Origin of the sequence: Burkholderia sp. Bp8984 (assembly GCF_003853755.1) — a bacterium.
Classification (GTDB): Bacteria; Pseudomonadota; Gammaproteobacteria; order Burkholderiales; family Burkholderiaceae; genus Burkholderia.
The window spans coordinates 149,860-174,882 of sequence record NZ_QTQN01000003.1 but is presented as its reverse complement, the minus strand read 5'-3'; the positions used below and the strand labels follow the sequence as shown (position 1 = coordinate 174,882).

Genomic DNA, 25,023 nt, shown 5'->3' with positions numbered 1-25,023 from the left:
GCGATCCACCGGCCGGCATGACGCAGAACGGCCCGGCAAGACTGCCGGCATCGCGTGCGGGATTTTTTCGTTCGGCGCCAGCGCGCCGCGCAGGGAGGAGCCTACCTTGACCGACACATCCGCCGCCGCTCGGGCCGACGCGCCGCTCGTGGCGTCGCCGTTCGTCGACGTCCGTTCGCCGGCCGATTTCCCCGACAGCCCCGCGTCGCGCGTGCTCGCGCAGCCGCTGATGCTCGGGCTGTTCCTGCCGATCCAGGCCGGCGGCTGGAGCGCCTCGACGCTGCCGCGCTCGACCGACTGGACGTTCGACTACAACGCCGACCTGGTCGCGCGCGCCGAGGCGCTCGGCTTCGATCTCGTGTTCGCGCTGTCGCAGTGGTTGCCGAAAGGCGGCTACGGCGGCGTGTTCGACGGCCAGGCGCTCGACTCGTTCATGACGCTCGCGGCGCTCACCGCGCGCACCGAACGGATCATCCTCGTCGCGACGAGCCACGTGCTCTACGGGCCGTGGCATCCGCTGCATTTCGCGAAGTTCACGGCGACGCTCGATCACATCTCGCGCGGACGCTGGGGCATCAACGTCGTGACCGGCCACCGCGCGATCGAACACGAGATGTTCGGCTGGAACCGGATCGAGCACGACCGTCGTTACGAGATGGCCGCCGAGTTCGTCGACGCGGTCAGCCAGCTGTGGGCCCAGCCGGACAACTTCAGCTATGCGCCCGCGCTGTCGAGCTGGCGGCTCTCCGGCGCGTTCGTCACGCCGAAGCCGCGCTACGGCCGCCCACTGCTGATCAACGCGACCGGCTCCGACGCCGGCATCGATTTCGCGGCCCGCTATTCGGACATCGTGTTCGTCACGAGCCCGGCCGGCCCGGACGTCGATCTCGCGCTGGACGCGCTGCCCGCGCATACGGCCCGCGTGAAGGCGGCCGCCGCCGCGCGCGGCAGGACGATCCGCACGCTGCTCAATCCGCTCGTGATCTGCCGCGAGACGGCGGCCGAGGCGCGCGCGTACCGCGACGCGATCGTCGCGCATGCGGACGAAGGCAGCTTCCACCGCTTCGACAGCGACGCCCATGCGTGGCGCGGCGGCTTCGAACAACGCGCGCAGGCGGCCGCGCGTGCGATCGGCGGCAACATCTCGATCACGGGCTCGCCCGAGGAAGTCGCCGACTACATCTTGCGGCTGCATCGCGCGGGCATCGACGGCATCCAGTTGAGCTTCTACGACTTCAGGCCGGATCTCGACTTCTTCGGCGCACGCGTGCTGCCGCTGCTGCGCGACGCCGGCCTGCGGCGCTGAACTCAGGCCGCCGCCGCGCCGGGCACGGCCGACGCGCGCCGCGCCGCGGGGCGCCGCAATCCGAGATGATCGCGCAGCGTGCTGCCGGCGTAGTCGCTGCGGAACAGCCCGCGACGACGCAATTCGGGCAGCACGAGCGCGATGAAATCGTCGAGGCCGCCGGGCAGGGTCGGCGCCATCACGTTGTAGCCGTCCGCGCCGTAATGCACGAACCGTTCCTCGAGCGCATCGACGATCTGCTCCGGCGTGCCGACGAGCTGCCAGTGACCGCGCGCGCCCGCGATGCGCAGGTACAGCTCGCGGATCGTCAGGTTCTCGCGGCGCGCGAGCTCGAGCGTCAGCGTCTGCCGGCTCTTGCTCGCATTCGTTTCCGGCAGCGGCGGGATCGGGCCGTCGAGCGGATAGGCGGACAGGTCGACGCCGCCGGTCAGGCCCGACACGAGCGCGAGCCCGACCTTCGGGTCGATCAGCGCCTGCAGCGCGTCGAACTTCTCCTTCGCCACGCTCTCGGTGCGACCGACCACCGGAAAGACGCCGGGCATGATCTTCAGCGTGTCGGGGTCGCGGCCGAACGCGGCAAGCTGCCCCTTCACGTCCGCGTAGAACGCGACCGCGTCGTCGAGCGTCTGCTGCGCGGTGAAGATCACCTCGGCCGTGCGCGCGGCCAGCCGCGTGCCGGCCGCCGACGAGCCGGCCTGCACGATCACCGGCTGCCCCTGCGGCGCGCGCGGCACGTTCAGCGGCCCGTCCACCCGGAAGAAGCGGCCGCGATGAGCGAGCACGTGGCGCTTGTCCGGGTCGAAGAAGCGGCCGCTGGCACGGTCGCGCACGAACGCGTCGTCGTCCCAGCTGTCCCACAGTCCGCGCACGACGTCGGCGAATTCCTCCGCGCGCGCATAGCGTTCGCCGTGATCGAAATGCGCATCGCGGTTGAAGTTGCGCGCTTCGTGCGCGCTCGACGACGTGACGAGGTTCCATCCGGCGCGGCCGCCGCTGATGTGGTCGAGCGACGCGAACTTGCGCGCGATGTGGAACGGCTCGTTGAAGCTCGTCGACGCGGTGCCGACGAGGCCGATGCGTTCGGTGACGGCCGCGAGCGCCGACAGCAGCGTCAGCGGCTCGAACTGCGCGACGTAGCTGTGCGCGGTGCGGCTCAGGAATTCGACGTCGTCGCCGCGCGTGCCGACGCCGTCCGCGAGGAACACGAGGTCGAACTTCGCGGCCTCGGCCGCCTGCGCGAGCCGCACGTAATGACGAAAGTCGACACCGGCGTCCGCCTGCGAGCCGGGATGGCGCCACGCGGCGATGTGATGGCCGGTCGGATACAGGAACGCGCCGAGGTGCAGGTGGCCGGTGCGGGTCGTCATCGGGGAGCTCCCGGAAAGTGGGCTGCGGGCGCAGCGGAATCAGAACACGCGTCCTTCGGTCAGGTGCGTGGTCACGCCGTTCAGGTCGTAGTCGCCGATCACCCGCGCCTTGTGCAGCAGCGGGTTGTGGCTGAAGATCGTGCGCAGGTTGCGCCAGTGCCGGTCGAGGTTGTGCACGCGCGCGGTCGCCGACGCGCCGCCCACTTCGAACAGCCGTTCGGCCGCGTACAGCGCGAGCTTGCCGACGATCAGCTGCGTGCGCGCGGTCGCGAGCGCGCTGTCGAGCACGCGTTCGTGCGCGTCCGCCGCGCCGGCCTCGATCGCGTCCGCGGAGCGGTCGAGCGCACGCGCGTTGTCGCGCACGAGCGCGTCGATCGCGTGGCTGTGCGCCGACAGCTCGCCGACGATCTGCTGGATGAAATGATCGTCGCGCGCGCTCGCCGCCGGGCTGTGCAGCACCGGCCGGCCATGCTCGAGCACGTAGCGGCGCGCGTCGGCCGCCACGTTGCGCACGATGCCCGCGCCCGTCGCGACGAGATGAAGCTGCCGCAGCGCGCCGCAATGGCGGCCGACGAGCGTCGAGCCGTCGCGGGCCGCGATTTCGTCCGCGAATACCTGCACGTCGTGCAGCAACAGGCTGCCGCTCGCGGTCATGCGCTGGCCCATGCCGTCCCAGTCGTCGAGCACCTGCACGCCGTCGCGCGCGACCGGGATGATCACGGCGAGCGCGTCGCCCTGCTCGTTCTCCACGTTGATGCGCGCGAAATCGGCAAACGCGGTGCCGGTCGAATAGTATTTGCGGCCCGTCACGCGATGGTGCGCGCCGTCGCGGCGCAGCACGGTCGTGTTCTCGCCCGGCCGCGACGTGCCGCGCTCGGTCGACGCGCCGCCGAAGATCGCGCCGGCCAGCGCGCGCTCGAGCTGCACGTCGTTGAACGGCGTGCACGGCGACAGCCGCAGCGTCTCGGTCAGGTCGTAGTGGATGCGCAGCGCGTGCGCGAGATTCGAATCGGCGGCCGCGAGCGTCGCGATCGTCTCGAACAGGTCGACCAGCGTGCCGCCCAGGCCGCCGCGTTCGACCGGAATCCTCAGTACGCCGAGCGCGGAACGGCGAAAGAGTGCGAAGCCTTCGAACGGCAGTTCGCGACGCGCCTCGCGTTGCGCGGCGTCGCGCCCGATCGCCGTCGCGAGTTCGGGCAGTGCGGCGAGCGCGGCGCGCAACGCGTCGTGCGGTTCGGCACCATGACGGGCATTCATGCAGCGGTTCCTCATCGTCGAAAAGCGACGGCCCGCCGCACGATTGCGCAGGCCGTCGCCGCAGCCCGCAGGCAGCACCGAAAAGTATAGGGACGCATCCGGTGCGCGTGAAAAACCGATTTCAGCTTTGGTTATGCGTGCGCCGGGAATGCGGCGCGCACGCGCATCGATACGGTCAGTGCGGGATGCCCCAGCGGCGCACCGTCACGCGTTCGAGCGTATCGAACACGAGATGCTCGACGAGCAGGCCGATCACGATGACGGCCGCGAGGCCCGCGAACACGCGGTCGGTATACAGCTCGTTGCGGTTCTGGAAGATGTACCAGCCGAGCCCGCCCTGCCCCGCGCTCGCGCCGAACACGAGTTCGGCCGCGATCAGCGTGCGCCACGCGAACGCCCAGCCGACGCGCAGCCCCGACAGGATCGACGGCAGCGCGGCCGGCACGAGAATCAGCGCGATCTGGCGCAGGCCGGTGAGGCCGTAGTTGCGCCCGGCCATCTTCAGCGTGGCCGGCACGCCGGCGAACCCCGTGTACATGCTGAGCGCGAGCGGCCAGAGCACCGCGTGCACGAGCACGAACAGCAGGCTGCCGGTGCCGAGCCCGAACCACAGCAGCGCGATCGGCAGCAACGCGATCGACGGCAGCGGATTGAACATCGACGTGAGCATCGACAGCACGTCGCGGCCGATGCGCGTCGACACCGCGAGCGAAGTCAGCACGAACGCGAGCAATACGCCGAGCGCATAGCCGCGCAGCAGCACCGACATCGAGATGCCCGTCTTCACCAGCAGTTCGCCCGACGCGATGCCCTGCACGAACGCGGCCAGCGTCGCGCCGAAGGTCGGCACGAGCAGGTCGTTCGCGACGATGCGCGCGATGATTTCCCATGCGGCGATCAGCACGAGCGCGATGACGGCGCGGCGAAACCCGCTCGCGCCGACGATGCGGCGCCACAGCGGTGCGGGCGCCGCACGTTCGGCGTCGGGCGGCGTGTCGAGCGGGCGTACGTATTCGGCGCGCACGGGCGGCAGCGGCGGCAGGACCGGATCGATCGTGCTCATGATGCGATGCCCTCCGTGGCCGGTGCGGCCCGCGTTTCGTCCGCTACGTCGGTATCGAACAGCAGATGATGAATGCGCGCGACGCGCTCGCGGAAGTCGCCGCTGCCGACGCTGTCGAGCGAATGATCGTGACTGTTGAGCTCCGCGCGCACGCGGCCCGGATGCGGCGACAGCAGCAGGATCCGGTTGCCGACGACGAGCGCCTCCTCGATCGAATGCGTGACGAACAGCAGCGTGAAGCGGAACTCGTCCCACAGCCGCAGCAGTTCCTCCTGCATCTTGCGGCGCGTGAGCGCGTCGAGCGCGGCGAACGGTTCGTCCATCAGCAGCACGCGCGGCTGCATCGCCAGCGCGCGCGCGATCGCGACGCGCTGCTTCATGCCGCCGGACAGCGTGTGCGGATAGGCATCGGCGAACGCACCGAGGCCGACCTTGTCGAGATAGTGCAGCGCGCGCTCGCGTGCTTCGGCGCGCGACAGCTTCGCGGCCGCGCGCAACGGAAACGCGACGTTCTCGACGACCGTCTTCCACGGCGGCAACTGATCGAATTCCTGGAACACGACGATGCGGTCGGGGCCCGGCCCTTGCACGGGCCGGCCGTCGAGCGCGATCGAGCCCGACACCGGCTCGATGAAACCGGCGATCGCCTTCAGCAACGTGGACTTGCCGCACCCCGACGGGCCGAGCAGCACGAAACGGTCGCTGCCATACACGTCGAAGCTGACCTGATGGGTCGCGCGCACGATCCGCGCGCCGCTCCGGTATTCGAGGCTCACGCGATCGATCGCCAGCAGGCGCTCGCTGTGCGCGCCGGCCGGCGCGGACGCGGATGCCGGCCTGCTCGCCGCGTCGGTGTCGGTGACGGGTTGGGCGGGCGGTACGGCGGCGCCGCGCGCCGCGTACGGCGGCAGCCCGATTCGGGGAGAAGTGGCGTTCACGATCGAAACTCTTGCGGGTAAAGCATCAACATACGGCGGCACCGTGCGCGGCCCAACCAACGATTGCACATATCGAAACCGCGTCGACGCATAAGCGTCGATCGCGGCGCCGCAGCGCCACGCCCGCTCAGCTGCCGCCGGCCGTCGCCGGATCGTCGAAGAAGTAGTCGCGCCACGACTTCGGCTCGTTGCGGATCGCGCCGGTGCGATACATGAACTGCGCGAGCTTCAGCGTGTTCTCCGGGGCCGTCTTGAACTGCACCTGCGGATTGCGCAGGATCTTCAGCAGCAACGCGCGATCGATCTTCGAGCCGTTCACGCGGATATAGGTATCGACCGCGCGCTCGGGATCTGCCGCGATCTGGTGCGCGGCGTCGGCGAGCGCGGCGACGAACGCGCGGTACGTCTTCGGGTTCTCGTCGCGGAACTTCTCCGTCGCGTACAGCACCGTCGCGGAACTCGGGCCGCCGAGCACGTCGTAGGAATTCAGCACGATGTGTGCGTTCGGATTGCCCGCGAGTTCCTGCTCCTGGAACGGCGGATTGCCGAAGTGGCCCGTGATCACGTTGCTGTTCGCGAGAATCGCGGCCGTCGCGTCGGGATGCGGGATCGCCTGCGTGAGCGGATCGAGCTTGTCGAACTGCTTGTCGCCCCACTGCTTCGCGGCCGCGTACTGCAGCACGCGCGACTGCACCGACACGCCGACGGCCGGCACCGCGATGCGGTCCTTCGCGCCCAGGTCGGCGATCGTCTTCACGTTCGGGTTGCTGCTGACGAGGTAGTACGGAAAATTGCCGAGCGACGCGACGCCCTTCACGTTCTGCCGGCCGTGCGTGCGATCCCACACGGTCAGCAGCGGCCCGACGCCCGCGCCGGCGACGTCGACCGCGCCCGACAGCAGCGCGTCGTTCACGGCCGCGCCGCCCGACAGGCGCACCCAGTCGACCTTGATGTCGAGGCCGGCCTTGCGCCCTTCCTTCTCGATCAGTTGCTGGTCGCGCGCGACGTTCAGCATCAGGTAGACCACGCCGAACTGCTCGGCGATGCGGATGCGGCCTTCCGCGTGCGCGGCTTGCGGCGTGCCGGCGGCGGCCAGTGCGAGCGCCGCGGTGAGCGTGGCGGCCAGTGCGCGGCGCGCGGCCAGGGTCGTGCGGCGCAGGGCCGGCGAAAGCGGAAACGACATCGGAACTCCAGTGAGAATGAGGCGGCGAACCAGGACGTGCCGTTCAGAACGGCGCGTCACCTTCGATCGTGGTGCGGTACAGCTTGCGGCGCAGATGGTCGGGCGTGCCGGCCGCGAGATGCATCAGCGAGCGGTTGTCCCAGAACACGAGGTCGTGCTCGCGCCAGTGGTGCCGATACAGATGCTCCGCGCGCACGCTGTGCGCGAACAGTTCGTCGAGCAGCGCGCGGCTTTCGTCTTCGGGCAGATCGACGATGCGCGTCGTGAAATGCTCGCTGACGAACAACGCCTTGCGGCCCGTTTCAGGATGCGTGCGCACGACCGGATGCACCACCGCCTCGACCTGCGCGATCTGCTCGGCCGACAGGTTCGGCCGCCACGGGCTGCGCGCCTGCAGCTCCGCATAGCGGGCGAGATACGTGTGCTCGGCACGCCGCCCTTCGACCGCGCGGCGCAGGTGCGCGGGCAGCGTGTCCCACGCGAGATGCATGTTCGCGAACAACGTGTCGCCGCCCTCGGCCGGCAGCTCCTGCGCATGCAGCAGCGAGCCGAGGCTGGGCTTTTCCTTGTACGACAGGTCGGAGTGCCAGAAATGGCCGGCGTCGCCGAGCCCGATCGGCTTGCCGTTCTCGACGATGTTCGACACGATCAGCACTTCCGGATGCGCGGGCAGCGCGAACTGGTGCAGCACGTGGATCTGCAGCGGGCCGAAACGGCGGCTGAACGCGATGTGCTCGGCCGGCGTGATGCGCTGGTCGCGAAACACCAGCACGTGATGGTCGAGATGCGCGCGATGGATGCGCGCGAAATCGGCGGCGCCGAGCGGTTGCGACAGGTCGATGCCGACGACTTCGGCGCCGAGCGGCGCATCGAACGGGACGATGTCGAATCGCTGCGTGCCGGCCTCCGGCGGCAAGGCGGGCGTCGATATTGCGGCGCGGATGGCGGAAGTCGTCACGGTACAGCCCTTGATTCGGTAAAGATGCGAATCTACGAGCGCGTGCCGCACTGCGTCAACGAAGCGATTCGGATACGTTTATCTGCTGTAGCGATAAAGATCGCTGCTCGGACGGCGGGGCCGGCAGGCGGGCGTCCGCCACCCGACGCGGGCTTTCTGCAGTATTTACAAATGCAGCGCCGTCCGGCACCGCCCGCGTGGGCCGGACCGATGCCGCGGCGTCGCCGGGCATCGGCGCCGCTCCGGCACGCAGCTTGCGCGCGCCGGACCGGATATGGCCGCGGCACGGAATCGCCGGCCGCCAACGGCATTGCCTGGTCGTGAGCGATGAAAACAGTCCCTCCCCTGCTGGAATCGGCACCAATGCGGGCCGATCACTTCGTCCAGTTCTACGAGTCCGACGCGCAGCTCATGTCGGAAGTCGCCGTGTTCGCGGCCCAGGCGCTGAGCGCCGGCGGCAGCGCGATCGTGATCGCGCGGCCCGCCTGCCTCGCGGCGGTGCACGAACGCCTGCACACGCTCGGTGCATCGGCCGGCGGCGCGGCTCGCGGCCGCATCTTCATGTCGAGCGCGCATGCGCTCCTCGACAGCTTCATGAATGGCGACCTGCCCGACCCCGCGCGCTTTCGCCGCTCGATCGGCACGATCGTCGAAGCGGCGATCCGCGCCGGCCGGCCCGTGCATGCGTTCGGCGAAATGGTCGCGCTGCTGTGCGCGCGCAACCGGTACGCCGCGGCGCTGCGGGTGGAAGCGCTATGGAACGCGCTGATCGAGCGGTACCGCTTCTCGCTCTACTGCGGCTATCCGCACGATGCGTTTGCGAGCGCCGAGCAGTCGGAGACGTTCCGCCACGTATGCGCGCTGCACCGCCGCATCCTGCCCGTCGCATCGCTGCGCGACGACGAAGGCGGGCTGCACCCGACGCTGGCGCTGGCGCAGCAGCGCTCGCGCGCGCTGAGCGACGAGATCCGCCGCCGCGAGGATGCCGAACAGCAACGCAACGGCGTCCTGATGCACGCGCCATTGCCGATCGCGCTGCTGTCGGGCCCCGCGCACCGGATCGTGCTCGCGAATCACCGCTTCTCGGCCTTGTGCGGCCGGACCGACATCGTCGACCAGCCGCTGACGGCGGTGCTGCCTGGCGGCGATGCGCCCGAGATCGTGCGTGCACTGGAAGCCGCCCGCGCGCAGGGCTGCTCGACGACGATCGGCGAGCACCGCGACCGGCCCGAGCCGGACGGCGCCCGCGTGTATCGGCTGCATTTCAATCCGCAGCCGCTGGCGGACGGGCTGGGCGTGATCGTCAGTGCGGTCGAGGTGACCGAGCACGTCGCCGCGCGCGAGAAGCTCGTCGCCGCGAACGCGGAGCGCGACCGGCTGCTGGGCGAGCTGCGCGACGCGAATCAGGCCAAGGACCAGTTTCTCGCGGTGCTCGGCCATGAGCTGCGCAATCCGCTGACACCGATCTCGCTCGCGCTGGAGCTGATCCGCAACCGCGACGGCCACGCGACGCCGAACGAGATCGCGATCATCCAGCGCCAGCTCGATCACATGGTCCGGCTGATCGACGACCTGCTCGACGTGTCGCGCATCACGCGCGGCAAGATCACGCTGAAGAAGGAAGCCGTGCGGCTCGCCGACATCGCCGACCGCGCGGTCGAGATCGCGAGCCCGCTGCTCGAGCAGCGCCGCCACCGCCTGCAGGTCGACGCCGATCCGGACGCGCGCTGCCACGGCGACCCGGTGCGGCTGTCGCAGGCCGTCGCGAACCTGCTGACCAACGCGGCGAAATACACGCTGCCGGGCGGCGACATCACGCTGCGCGCGGCGCGCGGCGCGGACGACACCGCGATCGTCGAGGTGTGCGACAACGGCGCCGGCATTCCGCGCGATCGTCTCGACAGCATCTTCGAGCCGTTCTACCGGCTCGACGGCGAAGCGAAACAGGCGCATGGCGGCCTAGGCATCGGCCTTGCGCTCGTGCGCAGCCTCGTGACGCTGCACGGCGGCACGGTGCGCGCGGACAGCGCCGGCCCCGGCTGCGGCAGCACGTTTACGATCACGCTGCCCGAATACCGGCCGAAAACGGTGGCGGTCACCGTGCCGCAGCCGCCGCCCGGCATCCGCGACCTGGCGCCGGGCCGCACCGGCCGGCGCGTGATGCTGGTCGACGACAACGAGGATGCCGCGTCGACGCTCGCGCAATGGCTGCGCGAGGCCGGTCACGAGGTCGCCGTCGTGCACGACCCGGTCACCGCACTGGCCGCGTACCGCGCCTATCGCCCCGACGTCGCGATCCTCGACATCGGACTGCCGGTGATGGACGGCTACGAGCTGCTGCGGCGGCTGAAGGCGATCACCGAGGTCACGCCGTGCATCTTTCTCGCGCTGACCGGTTATGGCCGCAACGCGGATCGCGAACGCTGTCTCGCGACCGGGTTTCTGCAGCATTTCGTGAAACCGGTCGACCCGGCCGCGCTCCATCTCGCGATGAGCCGGCCGGGGACGGACGGCGATGCGCACGACGGCGCCGGTGCGGAAGCCGGACGCTGAACGCTGCCGGATCCTGAATGCCGAATGCGGCACGAGGCATGCAACCAGCCGACGTTCCGGCAAGCGCCGTGCGGCTCAGTTCTCCTCGGAACAGCGGATCGACGTCAGGCCGGCCGATTCGACGATCCGGATCAGTTGACGCAGCATCGCATCGGCGTCGGCCGGTTCGCGCCACTTCACGAGCAGTTCTTCCTCGCGCGACGCACGCGCGGCCGTTTCGCGAAAACCGCGCGTGCGGCACGCGAAGCCCGCATTGTGCAGCCCGGTCGTCAGGCGCTCGCGCGCCGTCGAGCCCAGTTCGTACTCGACCGTGACCAGCGCAGTCCTGACGCTGCGCACGCGCTGCTCGACCAACCTCAGCGGCCACACGACCAGGAGCGCGAGCGCGAGCCCGAGCGCGCCGAGCGACAGCTGGCCGCCGCCGATGCACAGTCCGACGACGGTGACGAACCACAGCGTCGCGGCCGTGGTCACGCCGGATACGAGGCCATCGCGATGCAGGATCGCGCCGCCGCCGATGAAGCCCATCCCGGTCAGGATGCCGAGCGGCAGGCGCATCGGGTCGAGCACCGAGAACCCGTCCTGCGGCTTGCCGGCCTGCAGCAGCAGCGCATTGACCTGCAGCATCGCCAGGCACGCGGCGAGACAGACGAAGATCGTCGTGCGCAGCCCTGCCGTCTTGCCGGATTCGCTGCGATCGAGGCCGATCAGCCCGCCAGCGACGAGCGCCAGGACGATCCTGACGAGGACCGCATCCCACTGAAGTACGACCGGCATCGGCTCCATGCGCGCCTCCCTGCAAATCTTCTTGCGTGATGCGTCGCGGCGCGGCCGCGGACGACGCTTGCGGGGCGCAAGGTTCGGGCCCGGCTCGCGCGCGAGTCGCAGTGTCGGCGTGTCGCCGCGCGCACGGCTAGCGCCCTGACCGCTCAGTCGTCGCACGCGCATGCGACCGGGCCGCCGTCTCGGTCCCGTCCTTCTCCGCATCCGTTCGGATACGAAAATCGCCTGCGTCACAATTCCGCCTCCCCCGGTACCCGATCGGGTACGAAACGGCGCACCGGCTCCCCGGTTCGCCGCTCCGTTCCTGTACGGATACGAAGGGATGCCCCGGCCGGCGAGTTGTGCAATACTGTTCCCGATCAGATACGAAGCACGGAGAACGTCATGTCGGAGTCCCAGTCCGTCGACACGATCGGCGCGCTCGCCCACCTCATCCGCGCCGCGCGGCTCCAGCAGGGGTTCACGCGCGACGAACTCGCGAACGCGACCGGGCTGTCGCCGAAATTCATCAGCCAGGTGGAAGGCGGAAAGCCGACCGCGCAAATCGGCAAGGTCATGCTGCTGCTCGGCGAACTGGGCGTGCGCCTGTACGCCGAGTCGTCGGTCGAGATTTCGGAAGCCACCGCGCTGAAGGCCGCGCAACGCCGCAGGAGCAGCCATGGCGGCTAGAACGCTGATCGCGTCCGCCAACGGCGTGCGCATGGGCACGCTGACCGACGACAAGGGCATCTGGTCGTTCGCGTACGACCCGCAATGGCTCGCGTCCCCGGCTGCCTATCCGCTGTCCCCGGCGTTCGCGCTGCGCGCCGGCCCCTTCACCGACACGTCGACCGATCGCCCGGTCCAGTGGTTCTTCGACAACCTGCTGCCCGAGGAAGGCATGCGCACCTCGCTCGCGCGCGAGGCGAAGGTCGACGCCGCCGACGCGTGGGGCCTGCTCGCGTACTTCGGGCGCGAATCGGCCGGCGCGCTGACGCTGCTGGCCGACGGCGAACGGGAAGCGCCCGGCAGCCTGCAGCCGCTGCCGCTCGACGAGCTCGAGCGCCGGATCCGGGCGATGCCCGAGCGCGCGCTGACGGCCACCGCGCCCAAGCGCATGTCGGCGGCCGGCGCGCAGCAGAAGCTGCTGCTGGTGCTGCGCGGCGATGCACCCGACTACGCGCTGTACGAGCCGGTCGGCAGCGAGCCGTCGATGCACCTGCTCAAGCCGGACATGCGCGCGGCCGGCTACCCGCACTCGGCGATCAACGAATTCTTCTGCATGAAGCTCGCGAAGAAGATGGGGCTCGACGTGCCCGACGTGCACTTCCTGCGCGCGCCGTCCGCGTGCTACGTGATCGACCGGTTCGACCGCGACGTCGCGTCGGCGCCGGCCGCACGCGTGCATACGATCGACGCGATGCAGTTGCTCAACTACGACCGCGGCTTCAAGTACCAGCGCGCGAACGCGCAGGAGCTCGCCCGCGCGATCGAGCGCACCAGCACGCGCGCGCTGGCGCGCCTGTCGGTGTTCCGCTGGACCGTGTTCAACGTGGTGGTCGGCAATGCCGACGCGCACCTGAAGAACCTGTCGTTCTTCGTCGACGCGCGCGGCTACCGGCTCGCGCCGTTCTACGACATCGTCAGCACGGTCGTGTATCACACGCCGACGCACCGCCCCGACCATCGCGGCGATCACTGGCCGCACTGCGAATTGACGATGCCGCTCGGCAACGCGACGCGCTTTGTCGAAATCGATGCGGCCGCGCTGATCGCGTTCGGTCAGGCGCTCGGGCTCAGGGAGAAAGCGGCGGCAAGCGAACTGCAGCGCTTTCTCGAACCGCTCGATCGCCATGTCGCGCAGACGCTCGAGGAAGTGCGGGCAATCGCGCGCCCGGACGCCGGCGAGACGCGGCTGCTGAATTCGATCGCGGCGATGCCGATCGCGGAGATGGGGCGCGCGCTTCGGCCGACGCACGGTTGAGGACGGGCATGAAGCATGCACATGGGTGCGCCGGTCCAGGTGGATCGCCAATCCGACGTCCGGCGTCGGTCGGGTGCCCCATTCCGCGATCGTTGCCGCCGTGCCCGCCCCGCACCGGCATGTCGGCAGACGCGAACCTGCGCCCGCCGTACGGCCGGGCGCCGAACCGCTCGGTCAGCGGATCGGCGGCGTCGAACTCAGCTTCTCCGACAGCATCCGTTCGTACACGCCGAAGTGCAGATCGACCTCCTTTTGCGTGACCGGGGTGACCGTGATGTTGATCTGCTCGGGCAACAGGCCCAGCACGACCGCGACCGCGGCTTCAAGTTGCGGTGCACAAGCCTTGTCCTCCGCCATCGTCGTGCCGACCAGCACGTCGTAGGTCTTTTCCTGCCGGCAGACGATCTCGACGAGTCGCGCCCGCGCGCTCATGTTGTTGTCGATCGCCAGCCTGACGACCTCGGTCACGGTGCGCATCGTCTCGGTCGGAAAGCCCTTCGTCGAGCGCAGCCGGATACGATGCCTGCCCAGCGTAAGCCAGTCCGTATCGAATTCCATGGCGTCCTCCGCATGCAGTTCCAAGCCGCTGCGATGATAGGTTCCAGCACCGGAATTTCAAGTGCAAAAATCCGCCGCCGCCCCTTGAAATTTTCCGCAGAGTGCCTATCTTGAGTTTCGCTCAGGCAGACGCGCGAACCGTTTCATCCCGCGCGCTGCGTGTTTCGATTTGTTTGCCGGCAGTCCGGCAGGCGAACTGGAGCGCGTAGGCCCGTTCGCCTCCCGATTGCCATCCAGGAGGATACGATCATGAGCGATCTTTACTTCGGAACCGATCTCTTCAGCGAGTTCGACCGCCTGCAGCAGCAGATGGCGCAACTCTTCGGCGGCTTCCCGTCCAGCATCCGCGCGAGCCGGCTCGGCGCATTTCCTCAGATCAACATCGGCGCGACGGACGAGTCGATCGAGATCGTCGCCTTCGCCCCGGGCATCAACGCCGCCGAACTCGACGTGTCGATCGACAAGGGCTTGCTGACCCTCAGCGGCGAACGCAAATCGACGCAACCCGACACTGAAAGCGAGACGCGTACGTATGCGCAGGAGCGCTTCGTCGGCGCCTTCCGGCGCGTCATCGAGCTGCCCGACACCGCCGATCCCGACAAGGTCCAGGCGCGCTACGAAAATGGCTGCCTGTCGATCAGTATCGGCAAGCGCGAGTCGTCCAAGCCACGCGCCATCACTGTCCAGTAACTCGAGGAGCCGATCATGAACGACATGACCAAACTGGCTGAACGCGCCCCGTCCGCAGTCACGCGTCGCGACGCGGAACAGGCCACGCGCCGGATCACCCTCACCCCGGCCGTCGACATCTACGAGAGCAACCAGGGCGTCACACTGTGGGCAGATCTGCCCGGCGTGACGAAGGACAAGCTGGACGTCAAGGTTCACGACAGCAGCCTCTCGATCGAGGCCGAGGCGGTGGTGCCGACGCCGGCAAATCTGCGCCTGCAGCATGCCGAGGTCCGGGAGCCGCACTTCGCGAGGACGTTCACGCTGTCACCGGACTTCGATACGTCGAAGATCGAGGCAAGCCTCCAGGACGGGGTGTTGAAGCTGACGATCCCGCGTCGCGACGAGGCTCGCCCACGGCGCATCGAAGTCAGGACCGGCTGACCCTGCGGCAATGGCGGGTCGGGAGCATGGGCGGCGGGAAAAGCGCCGCCGCCCGTCGCGAATCAGGAGCGGGAGGCACCGGTTTCCGATGTCGCTCAGGAGTCCTGGAAAGGGCATGCGGTCCTTGTCCGCACCGTGCCCATGCGACGATCGCGACACGCACGTCCGCACCGGATGGCCACATCGCCATCGTCCGGATCGAACGGAACGACGAGGTGTCGGCCGACCGGCATCCGCCGCGTTTCGGCGAGCGCTGGACAAGCGCGGCCGAAACGCAGCGCGATGCGCTCGAGTACGCGGTGCAACTGATCGATCGCGACATGCCCGGCGCAGCCGAGGCTCGGGGCACGCATGCTGCCCGAGGGGCTGGCCGCCACGCTCGAAACGGATTGAAGCTGAATCGGAGGATGCCATGAATACCGATCCGAAAAAGTGGAACCCCTTCAAGTTCCTTCGCGGAACTGCCCGCAAATCCGACGCGGAAGGCCCGGAAAACCCGCCGTCAAGCGAACAGTGGCGGGCCGCGTGGCCCGACATTCCGCGACTGTTCTCACGTGAGCCGTGGCGTGCGGTGGAGGAATTCCTTCATGACCCGCTCGCAGGCCGTGGCGCGCTCGAACGATGGTTCGGCGACTTCAGTTCATCGCGCTTCCAGCCGCGCATCGACGTCGTCGATGAAGGACCGGTGCTGCGCGTGACCGCCGAACTGCCCGGAATGGCGCGCGAAGATCTGAAGGTGAGCGTCGAGGACGGGGCAATCGTGCTGCGCGGAGAGAAAAAGCAGGACGTACGCAGCGAGGAAAACGGCTGTTACCGGCTGGAGCGCGCCCACGGAAGCTTCATCCGCACGATCCCGATGCCGGACTACGCCGACCCCGATCGCACGTTGGCAAAGTTCGATAACGGTGTACTCACGTTGACCGTGCCAAAGTCGGAGCCGACGCAGACCGTGAGTCGCACGATCGAAATCCGCTAGGGCAAACACGAAAAGTGCCGTGGTGGCGGGCGGATATCGGACGAACCGGGCCGTTGGCTCAGTTGGTGGAGCGGCCGACTTTTTTGTCCGTTGGCCACTGGTTCGAATCCGGTACGGCCCGCATGAAACCGAAAATCCGCTGCCAGCCGACAAACGCCGCTTGCCATAGGCGACGAACGCACCGCATCCACGGATGATGGTCAGCCAGCCGCTGTGGAAGTGTCGTGGCAGACGTGCCCGAAGCGGGACACTCGCGACGCATATCGCACGGCGTCGTCCTTTGGACCCGGCTCGATCTCGCACCAGAATTCCTGATGACGGGCACCGAGACGGCGGGCCGCCTCGTAGCGATGAAAGTGACTGGCGAGCCAGAACCGGCACCCGTCGAAGAAGACCTTCATGGCCGGCCGCGCCGCGCGCATCGAACCACGGCGGATAGCGGTCATGGCTTCCTCCAGCGCTTCGTCGGCGAATGTTTGCGCGCCGCGCAGTGCATCATCGACCGAGAGTTGCAAGAACTTGAGGTAGTCCCTCCCGAGCACGCCGGCAGGAAGCCCCATCGACGAGCGGACAGGCGAACGCGGTTCATTGGCCATGACCATGTCCGATTCAGCGGGTTGGCAAGACGATCGGGACGCGGGTTGATGTCGCCGCATCCCGAGCCGGCCGGTCGGGCAAGTTCATTCGTCGGCCATGAGATGGCGGATGACCAGCGCCGGATCGGCGATATCCAGAATCAGCCGGCGCAGTATGCGCCTGCGCATGTGCTCTTCGTCGAGACTCCAGGGCGCGCCCTTTGCGCTGAGATAACGCGCGAGCGCGTCCCGGTTGTCTGCGCCTGCGGGCAAGTCGAGCCGGACGGCCAGCAGTCCCGCCACCACGTCGTCGAGCTCGATGTCGAGCGGCTTCGAGTCGATGCAAAGTTCGAGTTTCATGTCGGTCACCCGCAAAAAGCGGCGCCGCTTCAGCGGGGCAGCGCGCGGCGCCGAACGTGTCGCGCCGGCCGCGACTGTTGGCCGGCGCGTACGAGACCCGCTGCCCGGGTCAGTACTCGAGCGCCGGTTCGGCGGACTGCGCCGGCTTTTCGTCCTTCGGCGCGTCCGCAACCGTCGCGTCGGTCGTCAGGATCAGCCCGGCGATCGATGCGGCGTTCTGCAGCGCCGTACGCGTAACCTTGGTGGGATCGACCACACCCGCCTCGACCAGATCGCCATATTCTCCGGTGGCCGCGTTGTAGCCGAAGTTGCCCTTGCCTTCGAGCACCTTCGCGATGACCACCGAAGGCTCGTCCCCCGCGTTCGAGGCGATTACGCGCAGCGGCGCTTCGAGCGCGCGCAGCACGATCTGGACACCGGCGTCCTGGTCGCCGTTGGCGCCTGTCAGGCTCGCCACCATCGAACGGGCGCGCAGGAGCGCTACGCCACCGCCCGGCACGATGCCTTCCTCGACCGCCGCGCGCGTGGCATGCAGCGCGTCGTCCACCCGGTCCTTCTTCTCCTTCATCTCGAGTTCGGTCGCCGCCCCGACCTTGATGACGGCCACCCCGCCCGCGAGTTTCGCGACGCGCTCCTGCAGTTTCTCGCGATCGTAGTCGCTCGTGGCTTCCTCGATTTGCGTGCGAATGGACTTCACGCGCGCTTCGATGCGCTTCTCGTCGCCCGCGCCGTCGATGATGATCGTGTCGTCCTTGCGCACCTCGACGCGCTTGGCACGGCCGAGATCCTCGAGTGCCGCCTTCTGCAGCTGCTTGCCGGTTTCTTCCGAGATGACGGTCGCGCCAGTCAGGATGGCGATGTCCTCGAGCATGGCCTTGCGCCGGTCGCCGAAACCGGGCGCCTTGACCGCCACCACCTTCAGGATGCCTCGCATCGCGTTGACCACGAGCGTGGCCAGCGCTTCGCCGTCGACATCTTCCGCAACGATCAGCAGCGGCTTGCCTGCCTTGGAGGCGACCTCGAGGATCGGCAGCAGATCCCGGATGTTCGAGATCTTCTTGTCGTGCAACAGGATCAGCGCGTCGTCCAGGTACGCGGCCTGCCGTTCCGGATCGTTGATGAAGTAGGGGCTGACGTAGCCGCGGTCGAACTGCATCCCTTCAACCACGTCCAGCTCGTTCTCGAGCGACTTGCCATCCTCGACCGTGATGACGCCTTCCTTGCCGACCTTCTCCATGGCGTCGGCGATGATCTTGCCGATGGTCTCGTCGGCGTTCGCCGAGACCGCCGCCACCTGTGCGATCTCCCTGTTCGTGGAAATCGGCTTCGACAGCTTGCGCAGTTCGTCGAGCACGGCGGCCACGGCCTTGTCGATGCCGCGCTTGAGATCCATCGGATTCATGCCGGCGGCGACGTGCTTCATGCCTTCCTGCACGATCGCCTGGGCGAGCACGGTGGCCGTGGTGGTACCGTCGCCGGCCACATCGGCGGTCTTCGACGCGACTTGCTTGACGATCTGCGCCCCCATGTTTTCGAAGCGGTCCTTCAGTTCGATTTCCTTCGCGACCGACACGCCGTCCTTCGTGATGGCAGGCGCGCCGAAGCTGCGCTCGATCAGCACATTGCGGCCTTTCGGCCCCAGCGTGACCTTCACGGCATCGGCGAGGACGTTCACGCCCTTGACGATACGGGCGCGGGCGCTGTCGTGGAATTGGACGTCTTTTGCACTCATGTTGCTGCTCCGGATAGTAGTCGTTGACTCGACCCGTCGCGAACCGCCAGTCGGGTGTTCGCGACCGGCTCGGGATGTCAGGCGGCCTCACGCGAGGCGCCGACGTCGGCCTCGAGGAGGCCCATGACGTCTTCCTCGCGCATGACGAGCAGTTCCTCGCCATCGACCTTGACGGTCTGGCCCGCGTATTTGCCGAAGAGAACCTGGTCACCGACTTTCAACTGGAGCGCGCGCAGCGCTCCATCCTGCAGCAGCCGGCCGCTGCCGACTGCGACGACTTCGCCTTGTTCTGGTTTTTCTGCCGCGGAATCGGGTATCACGATGCCCGAAGCCGTCGTCCGCTGCGTCTCGATTCGCTTGACGATAACCCGGTCGTAGAGGGGACGAATCTGCATTTCCATCTCCTGAGCGATTAAAGGATCACCAATAAGGGAATCCGGCTGCGGGCACCGAGGCGCGTGGAACGCCGCCGTGCAGCCGAGCCAATGTCTGGCGGATTGCGAAATAGAGGCGGCCGTCGCGCGCTTCAAGGGGGTGTGAAAACGGCTATTTGTAACAAGTTGTTTCGGAGCGGCGTTGAATGGGACTGCCCTGCCGAGGCGACGTACGGTGCGGCCGCGTCCACATTGCCGGGCTCGCTCCGGGCGCTGCGAGGTCCGGCCAGTGGTGACCAGCGAACGAAAGCGACAAGCGGGGGAATGGGCGATGCTGAATGGATAAGACAGGATAAGTATTCTTATCACAACGCATCCGTTTTTCTCAAAAACTCGAACACGAACAAATACGCCGGGACAATCGATCCCCTGCCCGCTCGCCCGTGTTTGCCTCACACGGCATGACGAAACGCGAAGGCACGCGAATACACACGAAAACACAGGAACACGGCAGACGCACGCGGCAAATCACGCGAACGAAGCACCGCTGCGGCGCGTCGCCCGCGCGCATGCCGCAATCGATTGGCCGTCGATATTCCGCGGCGGCCTCATCCGGTCGAAGCTCGGGCAGACCGCGCCGCACGCCCAATGCAATGCACGCGAAATTCAGCCGTGAAAGGCACCCCGCCTCACCCGGCAGTCGACTGAAGCGGCAATTCAGGGCCTTTGCAGGATGTCTGTCGCCTGCTCGGCGTCGGCCAGCGAGTCGAGCGCTAGATAGGCAATGAACTGCGAGCCGAGCACGGCGGCGGATATGCCGCGGAGATTGATCCCGCCGTCCGACAGTTTCTGGGTCAGCTCCGCGATGATCCCCATCTGGTCCAGCCCCATCACACGGATCGAGTGCAGGCTCGAGCTAGGACTGAATCCCGCCTGCGTGGCAGCACGGGTCTCCCGATCTCCCTGCAGCGGCGCGACGAATACCACCCCTTTGCCGGGTGCTTCCTGGGTGCGCCGGGCGACGATGAATTGCAAATCCACGCCGGCATCCCGCAACGCGTTCAGCACGCGTGCAAGACCGCCCGGCTTGTCCTCGATGGTGGCCGCCCAGACGTCAACGCGTTCCACGAGCAGTTCCATGGCCCCTCCAGAAAGTCGGACCTCGATGAAGACAATCTATGTCGCGCATGACCGGCGAGCAAGGCCGCTTGTGCGAACGGCGGCATGCAGGTTCGCCTAGGAATCCGATGATTTCGCCGACGGGGAACGCAAGCCGAGCATGACCGCCTGCCGATGCCGCCATTGAAGCAGCGCGTCGCGGAACTCGTCGGATGATTGTCCGGACGTAACGCGCCATGCTCCGGATTGAAAGGATCTCGCGGCGCGCCAGAACGACCGGGCCTCGGGCCCGTCGTCGATGGGAGTAATGGGCAACTGGTACGTTCGATGCAGATACGACAGGAAGGCGAGACCGTAGCCGCGGCGCCTCATCGTCGGGAGAATTTCCAGTCGATGGACATATACCCGATCGGTTCGCGGCGCCAGGCTGTATGTCGCCGCGCCGACGATACCGCCGGATGCCGCGAGGATCGCGACTTCCCAACCCGAATGCGGCACACCGTCGATGCCCAGATCGATCGGCGTCGATTGAAAACGAATCACGGGAAGCCGGCGAAATTTGTGCCGCGCAAAAAGTAACCGCAGGTAGGAAAGCACGTTCAGCCTTTCGTCATGTCCGCAGCGGCACGCTTGCTCATCTTCGCGCGCCACCGCAATTCGCAGCCGCACCCTGGCGCGTTGACGCTTCCCCTGTCGAACGCAACCGCCCATGACATGAACGACCCGGCATGGATGTCCGGATCGACGCGACCGTGCGATTCGCGAGCGACGCCGGCCAGAACTATTTCCGGTTCTTCAGGAACGTCTGTCCGGCTGCCGTGATCGAGACGCTTCCGCGGCCGTTCGTCGGATAGCGCACGAACCCTGCGCCGATGAGCTCGCGGGTGATGGACCAGCCAAGTGCGGGTGTATCGCGACCGTAACGAATATCGGCAAGGCGCTCCAGCGCCCAGATCGCGGATGCCGAGATGGTCGGAACGGTCGAAGCTTGGTTATCGCTCATGGCGTCTCCAGGAGTTTGATCATGATCAAGGGTGCCGCATGTATCGGACTCAATCGGCAAGACACGCACTCAGGCGCGTCCAGTCGTAACGGGCGCCGACCTCGATGCGTACGGCGGCATCGACGAGGTCGATGCCGTGGCGGCCGCAGTGCCGATCCGCACGTTCGATGAGTGCCTCGAGCGACGGCAGCGGTGCGTCGCTCTTCCAGGCGAAGGCGATCACGTTGCCCGCACCGTCTTCAGCCGGTGCGATTGCGACGGACGGGCCGAACGTCTCACGCAGCCTCGCGAGACAATCACCGAGTCGCGGATCGTCGCCGAGCAGATTGACGACGAGCACGCCGTCGTCGTTCAGTCGCGCGCGACAGGTGTCGTAGAAGGCTGCACTGCAGAGCTCGGACGGCGCGCCATCCGCATTGAAACCATCCTGCAACAGCGCATCGAATGTGTGCGCGGTCGTCGACAGGTGCCGCGCCGCGTCCGCGCAGATGATCGCCAGTCGCGCGTCGTCGGGTGGAACGTGGAACCGGTCGCGAAGCGCGATCACTTCCGGATTGATTTCGATTGCCGTGAGACGGGTGTTCGGCAGGTTCCGATAGCAATACTTCACGAGCGAACCGCCGCCGAGCCCGATCAAGCCAACATGCGCGGGTTCCGGCTGAAACAGCAGGAACCCCATCATCGTGCGCGTATAGCCGAGTGCGAGCGCGTCCGGGGCCTCCCGCAGCATCGTGCTTTGCATGCCACGGCCGTCGAAGCACAGCGAGACGAGGTGCTCGTTTTCCACGACGATCGGCTTGTCGGCGATCTCGGCCGGGGAAGCCGCGCGCAGGCCCAGGAACGGAAAATCGACAGGCGGCACGTCGGTCAGCCCTCTTGAAGCAAGGGCAGGAGCGCACGAAGCGCCGCCTCTTCGTCCGGACCGCTCGCAAGGACTTGCGCGGATGTGCCGCGACGCACCTGCAGCGATGACATGGCCATGCCGTCCTTGGCATTCCCGCGCCGCCCATTGGCGATCAGCAGGATGTCGCTGTCGAAACGGCGCGCCGTGACCACGAGCGCATCGCGCACGGCGGTCGCACCGTTCCGGCTCCAGGCGGGACCTGCTTCGAAATAGACGACGGTTGCCATGTTCCTCGCGTGTGGCGTGAGATGGAGCTGGTATTCAGTGGGACGGGGCGATCCGGCAGGCCATCAGGAACGCCTGGAACTCGGTTTCCCATGCCGCGTCGCGCATGTCGATTTCGAAACCGACGAGACGCTGCATTGCGCCGCTCAGATACACGACACGGAGCACTCGAGGCGGCACGCCCTGCGCGAAACAGCAGCCATCCGCATCGAGCAGCAGGCGCGGATGGTGCCGCAAGCGAGCACTGGCGACCGAGATGGGATCCATCACATGCCGAGCCGATTCCCGCGGATAGACGAACGCCAGATGAATACCGGCGGCCGCGAGCCGCTCGCCCACATCATGGAAGCGGTGGACCATCTGGAAGCCGCGCTCGCCGCCGCGCCCGACGCCCACCACGACAAGCCCCCGGCTCCCCGCGACCTCCGGCAGGGATATGGGCCGCCGATCAGGCAACAGCAGCACCCCATCCAGATCGAACATGTCGGCTACCTCCGCGAATCCGCCCTCAATTCCGGCGATCGGCGGCAAGACTGGATTATAAGACAGCATTCATGGAATGTGTATTTCATTATAATGTTGTGTGCGCCACCCCGTGGTCGGCCCGCCTGCGAGCCGACGGCACGGCGCCCGTTCCGGCGAGGCAGGTATCCGCCCGCTTTTGCCGCCGGCCGGCTCGAATCCGTCCGATGGAAGCCGCGAACGGTGCCCCCGCCTGCCCGCAATGCGCAATGGAAAACACCTGCCCAAACGGCACACTGCATCCGTGCGCGGACTGAGGTCATGAATGGTCGGCGGGCGCCGGCATCGAATCCGCTGACGAATCGGCCAGGCGAGTCGTCAAGGACGCGAACGGCAATGTGCTGTCGGACGGGGGGCGCGGTCGCGCCGATCAAGGATCCGCGCGTGAAGGGTTCATCGATCACGCCGAGAATGGGCGCCAAGGTAAAAAGCATCCGGATCGTCGGCGGCGATTACGAGATCGACGGCAAGACCGACGCGGGCAGCTTCGTGCTCGCGGCGTGCTTTCGCCGGGAAGCGTGACGCCGCGCGCTTACCTACGGCGAACCCGCTTGTCGTTGCAGTTCGCTGCACGCGCTCCCCACCGACAACATATCTACCCGGATCGATCGGGCATGGAGCGCGGTTATTGGAATCTGCCCGGCGTGACCATCGACGCGATCGAAACCGATCCGGACGCGATCGCGCTACGCGATGTATTCAGGATTCCTGCAGACGATGCCCGGTTCAAGATGGCCCGTGCGGATGGCACGAAGTACGTGACGCGGAAGGATGCCCATACGGACCCTGGCATGCGCACGGCATGCGCACCGGGAAATCGACGTCCGGGCGGCTCGCGAACTCAGTCCGCGCTTCGCTTCACCCGTTTGCCGAGCGCGCTTTTCGTCTTGTAGCTCACGCCGTGTTGTTCGAGATACTCGCGAATCAACTGCCGCACGACTTGCGACGGCGTCAGGTCCTGCTCCGCGCAGAGCATGTCGAACGCCTCTTTCTTGGCGGGATCGATCAGGATGGTCAAGCGTGCGGTTTTCGTTTCCATTGCAGGGCAGAGTCGGCGATATGCTAATTTAATTATAATGCATCGGCCCTTGCGTACCGCGCCCGAAAGCATTCGGCACGCGCGTGTGGCCCACGCTCGGCGAAAGCGCCCCAAGCAGGATCCGCCGCCGGCAACGCGCAGTCGGGTTTCGTTTCACCTTGTGCAGGCTCACGACCGGCGGTCAAGCCGATAGAGATAGTCGAGCACGTCGTCGACGACGGGCACGATCGCCAGCGTGACGAGTGCCGCGGCCAGCGGCACGGTCGACACGTAGCCGACATGCTTGAAGCCGATTGCGCCGGCCAGCCCCCCGACGAAGAACGACGCCAGCATCGTCGCGTGAATCCTGAGCTTCGCGCGGTTCGCGATCACCGTCTGCGCGTGCACGTCGGCACTCGAACGATTCCAGTAAAAGAGCTTGCCGAGTTCGATGCCGAGGTCCGTCACGATGCCCGTCATGTGCGTCGTGCGGATTTCCGCCCCCGACAGCTTGGTGATCATCGCGTTTTGCAGCCCCATGATGAAGCACAGCAGGATCACCGTGACCGGCATGAAGAACGCTTCCCACAGCGCGAGATGGCTGCCGAGCAGCCCGAACAGGAGCAGCAGCGCCGCTTCGACCAGCAGCGGCAGCACATACTGACTCTGCAGGCCGCGGCGCCGCCCCCAGTTGACGAGCACGGCCGAGCAGCCGGCACCCACCAGAAACGACGCGAGCGAACCCACCCCGGCCAGCACGAGCCGGATGTCGCCGAGCGCGGTCTGATCCGCGATCGCCGACACGATCCCGCTCATGTGCGACGTGTATTGCTTGACCGCGAGGAAACCGCCGGCATTGGTCGCGCCGGCGACGAAGGCAAGCGAAAACCCGAGCTGGCGGTTCGCGGCCGCGCTGCGGTGTTTTCCCGTCAGGCTTCGGAAGTACTGCGCTGGCATAGGATCTTCCCTCATTCGCCCGGATCGGGAGACAACGACGCCCCGGGCGGAACCCGGCGCGCCGCGGCACACCGCCACGGTCGCCCGTTCCAGCCAGGGTGCCATGAGACTTTCATGATAACGGCATTATCATACCTTGTTATCCTGATTCGTCTTTCGGTGTCATAATGCGGGCAGGAACAGGTCGCGGAAGAAGCGGCCTTTCCATCACCTCGT

Annotated in this window: 27 protein-coding genes, 1 tRNA gene and 1 pseudogene; 9 read left to right on the top strand and 20 right to left on the bottom strand. The window is 67.3% G+C overall.

Going from position 1 to position 25,023, the window contains the following annotated elements; genetic code table 11:
- The first annotated feature begins 106 nt into the window (after positions 1-106).
- Positions 107-1,306 carry an LLM class flavin-dependent oxidoreductase gene (locus DID98_RS05025; protein WP_124519740.1) on the top strand — a complete coding sequence of 400 codons (1,200 nt, stop codon included), beginning with the start codon at positions 107-109 and terminating at the stop codon, positions 1,304-1,306.
- Between the two features lie 2 nt (positions 1,307-1,308).
- Here the strand turns inward: DID98_RS05025 and DID98_RS05020 are convergent, their stop codons facing one another.
- The 6 genes from DID98_RS05020 to DID98_RS04995 form a co-directional block, all read right to left on the bottom strand.
- Positions 1,309-2,673, bottom strand: a complete 1,365-nt coding sequence (locus DID98_RS05020) for an LLM class flavin-dependent oxidoreductase (RefSeq protein ID WP_124570358.1) — start codon at positions 2,671-2,673, stop codon at positions 1,309-1,311.
- A gap of 39 nt (positions 2,674-2,712) precedes the next feature.
- A complete protein-coding gene (locus tag DID98_RS05015; protein WP_124570357.1) occupies positions 2,713-3,930 on the bottom strand; it encodes an acyl-CoA dehydrogenase family protein in 1,218 nt (405 codons plus the stop codon).
- A 175-nt stretch (positions 3,931-4,105) separates the two neighbouring features.
- Positions 4,106-4,993, bottom strand: a complete 888-nt coding sequence (locus DID98_RS05010) for an ABC transporter permease (protein WP_124528619.1) — start codon at positions 4,991-4,993, stop codon at positions 4,106-4,108.
- Positions 4,990-5,931, bottom strand: a complete 942-nt coding sequence (locus DID98_RS05005; protein ID WP_409362332.1) for an ABC transporter ATP-binding protein — start codon at positions 5,929-5,931, stop codon at positions 4,990-4,992. Before DID98_RS05005 ends, DID98_RS05010 begins: the two co-directional genes overlap by 4 nt.
- Positions 5,932-6,058: 127 nt before the next feature.
- Complete coding sequence (locus tag DID98_RS05000; protein ID WP_124570356.1) at positions 6,059-7,114, bottom strand: ABC transporter substrate-binding protein; 1,056 nt, start codon at positions 7,112-7,114, stop codon at positions 6,059-6,061.
- 43 nt (positions 7,115-7,157) lie between these two features.
- Positions 7,158-8,072: a TauD/TfdA family dioxygenase gene (locus tag DID98_RS04995; protein WP_124570355.1), complete on the bottom strand. Its 915-nt coding sequence runs from the start codon at positions 8,070-8,072 to the stop codon at positions 7,158-7,160.
- Between the two features lie 363 nt (positions 8,073-8,435).
- On the opposite strand from DID98_RS04995, the gene DID98_RS04990 reads away from it, so the two are divergent.
- The gene (locus DID98_RS04990) at positions 8,436-10,625 is read left to right on the top strand and encodes an ATP-binding protein (protein ID WP_124570354.1); all 2,190 of its coding nucleotides are present in this window, start codon (positions 8,436-8,438) and stop codon (positions 10,623-10,625) included.
- A 75-nt stretch (positions 10,626-10,700) separates the two neighbouring features.
- Here the strand turns inward: DID98_RS04990 and DID98_RS04985 are convergent, their stop codons facing one another.
- Positions 10,701-11,411, bottom strand: coding sequence for an MgtC/SapB family protein (locus tag DID98_RS04985; protein ID WP_124570353.1), 711 nt, complete (start codon positions 11,409-11,411; stop codon positions 10,701-10,703).
- Positions 11,412-11,792: 381 nt separating this feature from the next.
- On the opposite strand from DID98_RS04985, the gene DID98_RS04980 reads away from it, so the two are divergent.
- Together DID98_RS04980 and DID98_RS04975 are read left to right on the top strand one after the other, a co-directional pair.
- A complete protein-coding gene (locus DID98_RS04980; protein ID WP_044843467.1) occupies positions 11,793-12,077 on the top strand; it encodes a helix-turn-helix domain-containing protein in 285 nt (94 codons plus the stop codon).
- A complete protein-coding gene (locus DID98_RS04975; RefSeq protein ID WP_124570352.1) occupies positions 12,067-13,371 on the top strand; it encodes a HipA domain-containing protein in 1,305 nt (434 codons plus the stop codon). The genes DID98_RS04980 and DID98_RS04975 overlap by 11 nt, the downstream gene beginning before the upstream one ends.
- 174 nt (positions 13,372-13,545) lie before the next feature.
- Here the strand turns inward: DID98_RS04975 and DID98_RS04970 are convergent, their stop codons facing one another.
- Positions 13,546-13,929, bottom strand: a complete 384-nt coding sequence (locus tag DID98_RS04970) for a hypothetical protein (protein ID WP_124519732.1) — start codon at positions 13,927-13,929, stop codon at positions 13,546-13,548.
- A 249-nt stretch (positions 13,930-14,178) separates the two neighbouring features.
- On the opposite strand from DID98_RS04970, the gene DID98_RS04965 reads away from it, so the two are divergent.
- The 4 genes from DID98_RS04965 to DID98_RS04945 all read left to right on the top strand — a co-directional run bounded on the left by DID98_RS04965 (position 14,179) and on the right by DID98_RS04945 (position 16,139).
- Complete coding sequence (locus DID98_RS04965) at positions 14,179-14,619, top strand: Hsp20/alpha crystallin family protein (RefSeq protein WP_124570351.1); 441 nt, start codon at positions 14,179-14,181, stop codon at positions 14,617-14,619.
- A 15-nt stretch (positions 14,620-14,634) separates the two neighbouring features.
- Positions 14,635-15,042: an Hsp20/alpha crystallin family protein gene (locus DID98_RS04960; protein ID WP_124570350.1), complete on the top strand. Its 408-nt coding sequence runs from the start codon at positions 14,635-14,637 to the stop codon at positions 15,040-15,042.
- A 412-nt stretch (positions 15,043-15,454) separates the two neighbouring features.
- The gene (locus DID98_RS04950) at positions 15,455-16,018 is read left to right on the top strand and encodes an Hsp20/alpha crystallin family protein (protein WP_044843462.1); all 564 of its coding nucleotides are present in this window, start codon (positions 15,455-15,457) and stop codon (positions 16,016-16,018) included.
- Between the two features lie 47 nt (positions 16,019-16,065).
- Positions 16,066-16,139, top strand: a tRNA-OTHER gene (locus DID98_RS04945).
- Between the two features lie 79 nt (positions 16,140-16,218).
- On the opposite strand, the gene DID98_RS04940 is transcribed toward DID98_RS04945, so the two are convergent.
- The 10 genes from DID98_RS04940 to DID98_RS04895 all read right to left on the bottom strand — a co-directional run bounded on the left by DID98_RS04940 (position 16,219) and on the right by DID98_RS04895 (position 22,793).
- Positions 16,219-16,614, bottom strand: coding sequence for a hypothetical protein (locus DID98_RS04940; protein WP_124519728.1), 396 nt, complete (start codon positions 16,612-16,614; stop codon positions 16,219-16,221).
- A gap of 84 nt (positions 16,615-16,698) precedes the next feature.
- On the bottom strand, positions 16,699-16,953 hold the full coding sequence (locus DID98_RS04935; RefSeq protein WP_124485851.1) for a hypothetical protein: 255 nt from the start codon (positions 16,951-16,953) through the stop codon (positions 16,699-16,701).
- 109 nt (positions 16,954-17,062) lie between these two features.
- On the bottom strand, positions 17,063-18,685 hold the full coding sequence (gene groL / locus DID98_RS04930) for a chaperonin GroEL (RefSeq protein WP_124570349.1): 1,623 nt from the start codon (positions 18,683-18,685) through the stop codon (positions 17,063-17,065).
- Between the two features lie 77 nt (positions 18,686-18,762).
- Positions 18,763-19,080, bottom strand: a complete 318-nt coding sequence (gene groES / locus DID98_RS04925; protein WP_124570348.1) for a co-chaperone GroES — start codon at positions 19,078-19,080, stop codon at positions 18,763-18,765.
- 696 nt (positions 19,081-19,776) lie between these two features.
- Positions 19,777-20,199, bottom strand: a complete 423-nt coding sequence (locus tag DID98_RS04920; protein WP_124519726.1) for an ACT domain-containing protein — start codon at positions 20,197-20,199, stop codon at positions 19,777-19,779.
- Between the two features lie 96 nt (positions 20,200-20,295).
- Positions 20,296-20,775, bottom strand: coding sequence for a hypothetical protein (locus DID98_RS36155; protein WP_260427853.1), 480 nt, complete (start codon positions 20,773-20,775; stop codon positions 20,296-20,298).
- A 184-nt stretch (positions 20,776-20,959) separates the two neighbouring features.
- Complete coding sequence (locus DID98_RS04910) at positions 20,960-21,181, bottom strand: hypothetical protein (RefSeq protein WP_124485847.1); 222 nt, start codon at positions 21,179-21,181, stop codon at positions 20,960-20,962.
- 49 nt (positions 21,182-21,230) lie between these two features.
- On the bottom strand, positions 21,231-22,043 hold the full coding sequence (locus DID98_RS04905; protein ID WP_124570347.1) for a fused MFS/spermidine synthase: 813 nt from the start codon (positions 22,041-22,043) through the stop codon (positions 21,231-21,233).
- A gap of 5 nt (positions 22,044-22,048) precedes the next feature.
- Positions 22,049-22,312, bottom strand: a complete 264-nt coding sequence (locus tag DID98_RS04900) for an HPr family phosphocarrier protein (RefSeq protein WP_124485845.1) — start codon at positions 22,310-22,312, stop codon at positions 22,049-22,051.
- 34 nt (positions 22,313-22,346) lie between these two features.
- Complete coding sequence (locus DID98_RS04895; protein WP_124570346.1) at positions 22,347-22,793, bottom strand: hypothetical protein; 447 nt, start codon at positions 22,791-22,793, stop codon at positions 22,347-22,349.
- Between the two features lie 206 nt (positions 22,794-22,999).
- Here DID98_RS04895 and DID98_RS04890 point away from each other — a divergent pair.
- A pseudogene (locus tag DID98_RS04890) lies at positions 23,000-23,354 on the top strand (alkylphosphonate utilization protein).
- Positions 23,355-23,673: 319 nt separating this feature from the next.
- Here the strand turns inward: DID98_RS04890 and DID98_RS04880 are convergent.
- Positions 23,674-23,871, bottom strand: a complete 198-nt coding sequence (locus tag DID98_RS04880; RefSeq protein WP_044843458.1) for a ribbon-helix-helix protein, CopG family — start codon at positions 23,869-23,871, stop codon at positions 23,674-23,676.
- A 168-nt stretch (positions 23,872-24,039) separates the two neighbouring features.
- Positions 24,040-24,807: a YoaK family protein gene (locus DID98_RS04875; protein ID WP_044843457.1), complete on the bottom strand. Its 768-nt coding sequence runs from the start codon at positions 24,805-24,807 to the stop codon at positions 24,040-24,042.
- Positions 24,808-25,023 lie beyond the last annotated feature (216 nt).

Excerpts from the sequence above, each read along its gene's own strand:
- DID98_RS05020 (WP_124570358.1), bottom strand. The coding sequence starts at position 2,673 with ATGACGACCCGCACCGGCCACCTGCACCTCGGCGCGTTCCTGTATCCG.
- DID98_RS05015 (WP_124570357.1), bottom strand. The coding sequence starts at position 3,930 with ATGAATGCCCGTCATGGTGCCGAACCGCACGACGCGTTGCGCGCCGCG.
- DID98_RS05010 (WP_124528619.1), bottom strand. The coding sequence starts at position 4,993 with ATGAGCACGATCGATCCGGTCCTGCCGCCGCTGCCGCCCGTGCGCGCC.
- DID98_RS05000 (WP_124570356.1), bottom strand. The coding sequence starts at position 7,114 with ATGTCGTTTCCGCTTTCGCCGGCCCTGCGCCGCACGACCCTGGCCGCG.
- DID98_RS04990 (WP_124570354.1), top strand. The coding sequence starts at position 8,436 with ATGCGGGCCGATCACTTCGTCCAGTTCTACGAGTCCGACGCGCAGCTC.
- DID98_RS04985 (WP_124570353.1), bottom strand. The coding sequence starts at position 11,411 with ATGGAGCCGATGCCGGTCGTACTTCAGTGGGATGCGGTCCTCGTCAGG.
- DID98_RS04980 (WP_044843467.1), top strand. The coding sequence starts at position 11,793 with ATGTCGGAGTCCCAGTCCGTCGACACGATCGGCGCGCTCGCCCACCTC.
- DID98_RS04975 (WP_124570352.1), top strand. The coding sequence starts at position 12,067 with ATGGCGGCTAGAACGCTGATCGCGTCCGCCAACGGCGTGCGCATGGGC.
- DID98_RS04970 (WP_124519732.1), bottom strand. The coding sequence starts at position 13,929 with ATGGAATTCGATACGGACTGGCTTACGCTGGGCAGGCATCGTATCCGG.
- DID98_RS04965 (WP_124570351.1), top strand. The coding sequence starts at position 14,179 with ATGAGCGATCTTTACTTCGGAACCGATCTCTTCAGCGAGTTCGACCGC.
- DID98_RS04960 (WP_124570350.1), top strand. The coding sequence starts at position 14,635 with ATGAACGACATGACCAAACTGGCTGAACGCGCCCCGTCCGCAGTCACG.
- DID98_RS04950 (WP_044843462.1), top strand. The coding sequence starts at position 15,455 with ATGAATACCGATCCGAAAAAGTGGAACCCCTTCAAGTTCCTTCGCGGA.
- DID98_RS04940 (WP_124519728.1), bottom strand. The coding sequence starts at position 16,614 with ATGGCCAATGAACCGCGTTCGCCTGTCCGCTCGTCGATGGGGCTTCCT.
- DID98_RS04935 (WP_124485851.1), bottom strand. The coding sequence starts at position 16,953 with ATGAAACTCGAACTTTGCATCGACTCGAAGCCGCTCGACATCGAGCTC.
- groL (WP_124570349.1), bottom strand. The coding sequence starts at position 18,685 with ATGAGTGCAAAAGACGTCCAATTCCACGACAGCGCCCGCGCCCGTATC.
- groES (WP_124570348.1), bottom strand. The coding sequence starts at position 19,080 with ATGCAGATTCGTCCCCTCTACGACCGGGTTATCGTCAAGCGAATCGAG.
- DID98_RS04920 (WP_124519726.1), bottom strand. The coding sequence starts at position 20,199 with ATGGAACTGCTCGTGGAACGCGTTGACGTCTGGGCGGCCACCATCGAG.
- DID98_RS04910 (WP_124485847.1), bottom strand. The coding sequence starts at position 21,181 with ATGAGCGATAACCAAGCTTCGACCGTTCCGACCATCTCGGCATCCGCG.
- DID98_RS04900 (WP_124485845.1), bottom strand. The coding sequence starts at position 22,312 with ATGGCAACCGTCGTCTATTTCGAAGCAGGTCCCGCCTGGAGCCGGAAC.
- DID98_RS04895 (WP_124570346.1), bottom strand. The coding sequence starts at position 22,793 with ATGTTCGATCTGGATGGGGTGCTGCTGTTGCCTGATCGGCGGCCCATA.
- DID98_RS04880 (WP_044843458.1), bottom strand. The coding sequence starts at position 23,871 with ATGGAAACGAAAACCGCACGCTTGACCATCCTGATCGATCCCGCCAAG.
- DID98_RS04875 (WP_044843457.1), bottom strand. The coding sequence starts at position 24,807 with ATGCCAGCGCAGTACTTCCGAAGCCTGACGGGAAAACACCGCAGCGCG.